This is a genomic window from Nocardia sp. CC201C (assembly GCF_030010695.1).
GTDB classification, from domain to species: domain Bacteria; phylum Actinomycetota; class Actinomycetes; order Mycobacteriales; family Mycobacteriaceae; genus Nocardia; species Nocardia otitidiscaviarum.
The window spans coordinates 1-7,520 of record NZ_JASCXP010000372.1 but is presented as its reverse complement, the minus strand read 5'-3'; the positions used below and the strand labels follow the sequence as shown (position 1 = coordinate 7,520).

4 protein-coding genes are annotated in these 7,520 nt (G+C 70.9%); 3 read left to right on the top strand and 1 reads right to left on the bottom strand.

Annotated elements, in window-relative coordinates; translation table 11 throughout:
* The coding region (locus QK444_RS28775; RefSeq protein WP_282785270.1) for a nitronate monooxygenase at nt 1-552 on the bottom strand (552 nt) is incomplete at its 3' end.
* A gap of 325 nt (nt 553-877) precedes the next feature.
* On the opposite strand from QK444_RS28775, the gene QK444_RS28770 reads away from it, so the two are divergent.
* The 3 genes from QK444_RS28770 to QK444_RS28760 all read left to right on the top strand — a co-directional run.
* Entirely contained in the window at nt 878-1,705 is an 828-nt protein-coding gene (locus QK444_RS28770; RefSeq protein WP_051037750.1) for a M23 family metallopeptidase, read from the top strand.
* Nucleotides 1,706-1,761: 56 nt separating this feature from the next.
* Nucleotides 1,762-2,742 carry a helix-turn-helix transcriptional regulator gene (locus tag QK444_RS28765; RefSeq protein ID WP_195145073.1) on the top strand — a complete coding sequence of 327 codons (981 nt, stop codon included), beginning with the start codon at nt 1,762-1,764 and terminating at the stop codon, nt 2,740-2,742.
* Nucleotides 2,743-2,975: 233 nt separating this feature from the next.
* A partial coding sequence (locus QK444_RS28760) for a non-ribosomal peptide synthetase (RefSeq protein WP_282785269.1) occupies nt 2,976-7,520 on the top strand: 4,545 nt, incomplete at its 3' end.

The following is a 7,520-nucleotide window of genomic DNA, read 5'->3' as shown; positions in this document are numbered from 1 at the left end:
TGGATCGGTGGTGTCGTCCTCCGGTCGGTCCGCGAACGAACCCCGGTGACCGCCCGCCTCACTGCCCTGTGCGATGAGCGCGTCCGCGCCCGCCGCCACCGCCAGCCGGGCCTCGGCCACCGAGGTGACGGTCACCCACACCTCGGATCCGGCCGCCCGCAGCCGGGCGATCTCGGCGGCCGAGGGGCAGCCGAAGGTGCACGACACCACGGGCACCGGCGCGTCGGTCAGCAGGTCGAGTTTGGCCGCCCAGTCGTCGGTGTCGTAGCGCGGCTCGCCGACCGGGAAGTCGCGGCGCAGTTCCTCGAGATAACGGGTGTAGTCGGCGGTGGGCGTGGGCGCGGCGGGGACGAAGAGATTCATTCCGAACGGCGCGGCGGTGAGCTCCCGGGTGCGCGCGATACGCGCGGCCGTGTCGGCGGCGGAGAGGTAGCCCGCGGCCAGGAAGCCGAGTCCGCCCGCGTTCGACACCGCGGCGGCGAGTTCGGGTGTGGAGGGTCCGCCCGCCATGGGGGCCGACACGATGGGGGTGCGCAGCTCGTCCAGAAGCATGCGCCCAGTGTGCTCCGGATGACCTCGAGGTCACGGCGCGGGCGGTATGTAACAGCACGGGCCGTCCCCTCGATGCGTGTCGTCCGGTTTGCCGGGTGTCCGGGGCGCGGGCGGAAACCGCAGGTAGAAGGCATGTGTCCAGTTGGTTTCCGTCGAGGGGATAGGACTGAGTACCCAAATTTCGGCCAAGCAAGGTTGCGGAATGGTCACGACGGAGTACAGTTTCCGTCACAGCGATGCCGAATCGTTACCGGAAGCATCACCACCCGAACGCTAGGACAAAGCTTTGGCTCAGCACCGAGAGAACTCGAACTCCGTATCAGTTATGGATTTGCTGGGCGAGAACGCGGGCGGCGTTCGGGCCAACCGTCGGCATCGCGCCGAGCCCAGCACGGCCGACCGGGTGAAGGTCGCCGCCGGCGCCGCGGTCGCCGCGGGCGCCCTCATCGGCAGCGCCAGCCAGCTGGTGCCCGCGCTGGCCAACGCCGCGCCGCTGTCCGGCAACAATGCCGAGAAGCGTGCCGCCGAGGACACCGATCTGAGCCTCGCCACCCAGACCCTCGAGCAGGCCACCGAGGCCGAGGCCCCCGCTCCGGCGGCCCCCGCGGTGCCCGACGCGCAGGCCGCTCCCATCGCGGGCCAGGCCGCCCCCTTCGGCCTGACCAACCTGCCGCCCGAGATCGCCGCCCCGCTGGCCCAGGCCGAGCAGACCCTCAAGAGCCTGCAGCAGCAGTTCGCCCCCGCCCCGGCCGTCGCGCCGGTGGCCGGTCAGATCAGCTCCGGTTTCGGCAGCCGCTGGGGCGCCATGCACTACGGCGTCGACTTCGCCGACGCGTTGGGCGCACCGATCAAATCCGTCATGGGTGGCACCGTCGTCGAGGCTGGTCCGGCCTCGGGCTTCGGCCTGTGGGTGCGCATCCTGCAGGACGACGGCACCACCGCCGTCTACGGCCACGTCAACGACATGCTGGTGCACGAGGGCCAGCGTGTGAACGCGGGCGACGTCATCGCCACCGTCGGCAATCGCGGTCAGTCCACCGGCCCGCATCTGCACCTGGAGATCTGGGATGCCGCGGGCAACAAGATGGATCCGCTGCCGTGGTTGGCCAGCAAGGGCGTCGTCATGCAGCAGCAGTGGGGCCCGGGCCTGTAGATCGTCAGGCGCCCGTGCCGGGACGGTTTCCGGACCGACGCGTCCCGGTGGGTGCGGTGACGACCTTGGATGAACTATTCGACCCGACCACGCTGCCGGGCCGCGCGTACGCCGCGCTGGTCCAGCATCCGCGGTCCACACTGACCGAAGTCGCGGCACGACTGGGCGCCCCGCCCCGCGTGACCGAGGCAGCGCTGGAAGCCCTCTGCCACATTCAGGCGGCGGTACGCATCGTCGATCACGACGGCAGCGTCCGCTGGGACGCCCATGCGCCGGAAGCTCTTTCGGAGGCCGAATCGCGTCGCCGCCATCACGACACGCAACGCATGCAGGCCGCCGCCGCACGGCTGGGCGAGACCTTCCGCTCGGTGCGCCGTGCCACCGACACCAACGGCGCGATCGTCGCGGTGTACGAAAGACGGCAGCTGCTGGCCGACTTCGAGGATCTGCAGCACACCGCGCACACCCAGGTGAAGACGATCGAACGCGGCCCCTACCTCTCCGACGTGGAGACCGAGGAGCGGCTCTTCGAGCTCAAGACCGCGCGGCTGTCCCAGGGCATCGGCTACCGAACCCTGTACCAGGACACCATCTACCAGGATCCGGAACGGCTGCGGCACGTGCTGGCCACCAATGCCGCCGGGGCGCAGGCGCGCACGCTGCCCGATCCGCCGATGAAGCTGATCGTCGCCGACGACCGGCGCGCCATCCTGGTGCTGCACACCGACGAGCGCCGCGGCGACCCCATGGGCCTGCGCATCAGCGTCTCCCCGACGCTGGACCTGCTGGTGAAGACCTTCGACGTGCTGTGGGCCATGTCCACGCCCATCTCGGTGAACCCGCAGGAGTCCCTGGACGAGCGTGATCGCGCCATCCTCACGCTCATGAGCCTGGGGGCCACCGACGACACCATCGCGCGGCGACTGGGCCTGTCCCGCCGCACCGTGGTGCGGCGGACCGCGAGCCTGCTGGAACGGCTCGGAGCCAGCACCCGCTTCCAGGCGGGCGTGCAGGCCACCCGGCGGGGCTGGCTCTGACCGACACTCTCTGTGGTGTATGTCACTGCGTTGACGGAACCGTGCAACACCTGCGCCCCCTCGTACCGATGGGTATAGGGAGCTCGGGCGGTCTCGGCCGCATCGCTTCCCCCATATAGGATTGCTCGGACCGCAGGCCCAGGCGACGACACCGGATCGACGCCGTGGGCGCGGGCCGGATTCGCTATTCGGTCGCGCGGACCTGATGAATTGCGAGAGGTGAACTAGCTCGAATGGATACTGTCCGCCGTTCCGCACGTGGTAGCCGTCGCCGCCGGTCGGGCAGCCCGCTGTTCGCCCAACTGCTGACGGCCGCGGTCGAGTCCGCCGCCGACGCGGTGGCCATCCGGTTCAATCCGACCGGAGCTCCGGCCGATACCCGTGAACTCACCTACCGTGAGCTGGACGAAGCCTCCTCCAAGCTGGCCCGCGAACTCATCGCGCGCGGTGTCGGGCCCGGCGACGTGGTGGCCATCGGCATCGCCCGGTCCATCGAGTCGGTGCTGTCGGTGTGGGCGGTCGCCAAGACCGGCGCGGCGTACGTGCCCGTCGATCCGAGCTACCCGCCCGAACGCATCGAGTACCTGCTGACCGATTCCGGCGCGGTGCTGGGGCTGACCACCTCCGCGCATCGCGCGGCCCTGGGCACCACCGTGTACTGGGTGGAGCTGGACGATCCGGTGCGCGCGGAGCGCATCGACGCCCATCCGGCGCACCCCATCTCCTATGCCGACCGAGTGCGCCCGCTCACCGAGCAGCATCCGGCCTACGTCATCTACACCTCGGGTTCCACCGGCCGCCCCAAGGGCGTGGTGGTCACCCACACCGGTCTGGCCGGCCTGGTGGCCGCCGAGCGCGAACACTATGCGGTGACCGGGGATTCGCGCGTGCTGCACGTGTGCTCCCCGAACTTCGACGTGTCGGTGCTGGAGCTGCTGCTCACCTTCTCCTCCGGCGCGACGCTGGTGGTGTCCCCGCCCCGCGTCTTCGGCGGTGACGATCTCGCCGAACTGCTGCGCCGCGAACGTGTTTCGCACATGCTCATCACCCCGGCCGCGCTGGAGTCGGTCGACCCGACCGGACTCGACGAGTTGCGGGTCGTGGTGGTGGCCGGTGACAAGTTCGGTCCCGAGCTGGTCGCGCGCTGGGCGGTCGAGGGCCGCTCCTTCTACAACGGCTACGGCCCCACCGAGGCCACCATCCTGGCCACCAGCACCGCGGCCATGGTGCCCGGCGAGCCCATCACCATCGGCCCGGCCATCGCCGGGGTGGGCGCGTTCGTGCTGGACACCCGGCTGCGGCCGGTGCCCGCGGGCGTAACCGGGGAGCTGTACCTGTCGGGTCCGGCACTGGCGCAGGGCTATCTGGCCCGGCCGGGCCTGACCGCGGAACGCTTCGTGGCCAGTCCGTTCGGCGCGGACACCGGGAATCCGGGAGCGCGGCTGTACCGCACCGGCGATCTGGTGCGCCGCCGCGAGGACGGCGTCATCGAATACCTGGGCCGCTCCGACTTCCAGGTCAAGATCCGCGGTCTGCGCATCGAACTCGGCGAGATCGACAATGCGCTGACCACGCATCCCGACATCGACTTCGCTGTCACCATGGGCAAGACGCTGCCCTCGGGCGCGACCGCGCTGGTCGCCTACGTGCTGGCCAAGCCGGGCCGGGCCGCCGATCCGGCCGCGCTGAGCGAGCACGTCGGGCGTGGCCTGCCCGCGCACATGGTGCCCTCGGCCATCGTGGTGCTCGACCACCTGCCGCTCACCCCGAACGGCAAGCTGGACCGGGATGCCTTGCCGGAGCCGGTATTCGAGACCACCACCACCCGTGCCCCGTCCGGCCCGGTGGAGGAGAAGATCGCGGAGCTGTTCGCGGAACTGCTGCGGGTGTCCGAGATCGGCGCGGACGATTCGTTCTTCGCCATCGGCGGCGATTCGATCCTGTCCATCCAGCTGGTGTCGCGGGCCCGCGCGGCGGGCATCGTGTTCACCCCGCAGGACGTCTTCGAACAGCGCACCGTGGCCGCGCTGGCCAAGGTCGCCATTGTCGGCGACGGCGGTGCTCCGGTCACCCTGGAGGAGCTGCCCGGCGGCGGCGTGGGCACCATCGCGCTGACCCCGGTGCTGGCCGACTATCTCGAAGACGGTGTGTACAACCGGTTCTCGCAGAGCATGGTGCTGTCGCTGCCGGAGGACATCGACCGTGCGGCCTTGACCGAAACCCTCGACCACGTACTGACCCACCACGACATCCTGCGGGCGCGACTGGTCCACGGGGACGGGCGATTCCAGCTCGAGGTGCCCGAAGCCGGTGCCGTATCGGCCGATTCGCTGCTCGCCGAGGGTGACGTCCCGGCCGGAGCCACCGGCGAGGAGCTGGCCCGGATCGGCAGCGCCGCCATGGACGCCACCCTGGACGCGCTGGACCCGGCGGCCGGTCGCATGCTGGCCTGCACCTGGCTGCACCGCCCGGACGCCGCGGACGTGCTGCTGATCGCCGCGCACCACTTCGTCATCGACGGCGTCTCGTGGCGCATCCTCATCTCCGATCTGGTCGCGGCCTGGATGCAGCGCGCCGCCGGGCAGCGGCCGACGCTGCCCGCCGTGGGCACCTCCTTCCGGCGCTGGGCGCACGGGCTGCACGAGGTGGCCGGCTCGGCGGAGCGTCGGGCCGAGCTGCCGTACTGGCGGCAGGTGCTCGCCACCCCGGACCCGCTGCTGGGCGCGCGCGAACTCGATTCCGCCGTGGACACTTTCGCCACCGTGCGGCGGTTCTCCGTGCAGGTGCCCGCCGATATCACCGAAGCCCTGCTCACCGAGGTTCCGGCGCTGTACCGCGGCGGCGTGAACGACGGCCTGCTGGCCGCGCTCGCTCTGGCCGTGCGCGGCTGGCGCGCCCGCCGCGGCATCGAATCCCCGGTCACCCGGGTGCGTTTGGAGGGCCACGGCCGCGAGGAGAGCGTGCTGCCGGGTGCGGACATCACGCGCACCGTCGGCTGGTTCACCACCGTCTATCCGGTCGCGCTCGACCTGTCGGGCATCGACACCGCCGCCGCGCTCGAGGGCGGCTCGGTCACCGCCGCCGCGCTGCGGTCGGTGAAGGAACAGCTGATCGCCGTGCCCGACAAGGGCATCGGCTTCGGCCTGCTGCGTTACCTCGACCCCGAATCCGCCGCGGAGCTGGACGGGCGGCTGGCGCAGATCGGCTTCAACTACCTGGGCCGCGTCTCCGCCAGCGAGGTGCCCGAGGGCATGGCCGACGCCGCGTGGCTGCCCACCGACGCGCTGGGCGAGCTGAGCGTCGACCAGGATCCGACCATGCCCGCGGGCATGGTGGTGGATCTCAACGCCATCGTCACCGATGGCGAGGACGGCCCGCGCATGTCGGTGTCGGTCCAGTACGCCGCCGAGATTCTGGACGAGGCGGCCGTGCGGGAACTGGCCGAGGACTGGGTGCGCGCGCTCACCGCCGTCGCCCGCCACGTGCAGGACCCCGCCGCCGGTGGCCTGACGCCCTCGGATGTGCCGCTGGTGCGGGTGTCCCAGGTCGAACTCGACGGCTGGCGCGCGGCGTATCCGGGGCTCTCGGATGTGCTGCCGCTGTCGCCGCTGGGCGCGGGCCTGCTCTTCCACACCCAGCTCACCCAGGGCGCGGCCGACGACTACGTCACCCAGTTCGCCCTGGAACTGGCCGGTCAGGTCGATCTCGAACGGCTGCACCGGGCGTCGCAGGCCATCCTGGACCGCCACGCCGGACTGCGCGCGGCCTTCGTGACCGCCGCCGACGGCACCCCGGTGCAGGTCGTGGTGGACGCCCTCGAGGTGCCGTGGCGGTTGCTGGACGTAGCCGACGAGGACATTCCGGCGCTGCTCGAGGAAGACCAGCGCACCCGTTTCGATCCGGCCGCCGCACCGCTCATGCGCTTCACGGTGTACCGCACCGGCACCGGCCGCATCCACTTCGTGCTGACCACGCACCATCTGCTCTTCGACGGCTGGTCGCTGCCGCTGCTCATGAAGGATCTGCTGGTCCTCTATGCGACGCACGGTGATTCGTCGCCGCTGCCGACGGTGCGGCCCTACCGCGACTACCTGGCGTGGCTGGCGAAGCAGGATCGCGCGGCGACCCTGGACACGTGGCGCGACACCCTGGCCGGCGCGCAGCCCACCGCCGTCTCCGCCGTGCTGGAACGCCCGGAACAGGCGGAGATCGGTTACGGCGAAATCGAATTCGAATTCTCCGAGGCCGAGACGCAGGCCGTGACCGCGTTCGCCGCCGATGCCGAGGTGACCGTCAATACGGTCGTGCAGGCCGCCTGGGCGCTGGTGCTGGCCACGCTCACCGATCGTGAGGACGTGGTCTTCGGCGCGGTCGTCTCCGGTCGTCCGCCGCAGCTGGACGGCGTGGACGACATGATCGGCCTGTTCGTCAACACCATTCCGGTGCGGGTGCGCTTCGACGCCGAGCAGTCCGTGCGGGACCTGTTGACCGCGGTGCAGTCCGAGCAGGCGGGCCTGCTCGAACACCACTACCTGGGCCTGGCCGAGATCCAGAGCGCGGCCGGTACCGGTGCGGCGTTCGATTCGCTGGTGGCCTACGAGTCCTATCCGGTGGACGCCGAGGGCCTGCAGGCCGCCGGTGGCTCCATCGACGGCCTCGAGGTCGCGGGCGTGAAGTCGGTGACCTTCACCCACTACCCGGTGACCGTGGTGGTGGAATCCGGTGCGTGCCTGCGCTTCAAGATCTGGCACCGCCGCGACACCGTCGGCGACCCGGCG

Bases quoted from the DNA above. Each gene is read 5' to 3' on its own strand.
- QK444_RS28770 (WP_051037750.1), top strand. From the start codon at position 878: ATGGATTTGCTGGGCGAGAACGCGGGCGGCGTTCGGGCCAACCGTCGG.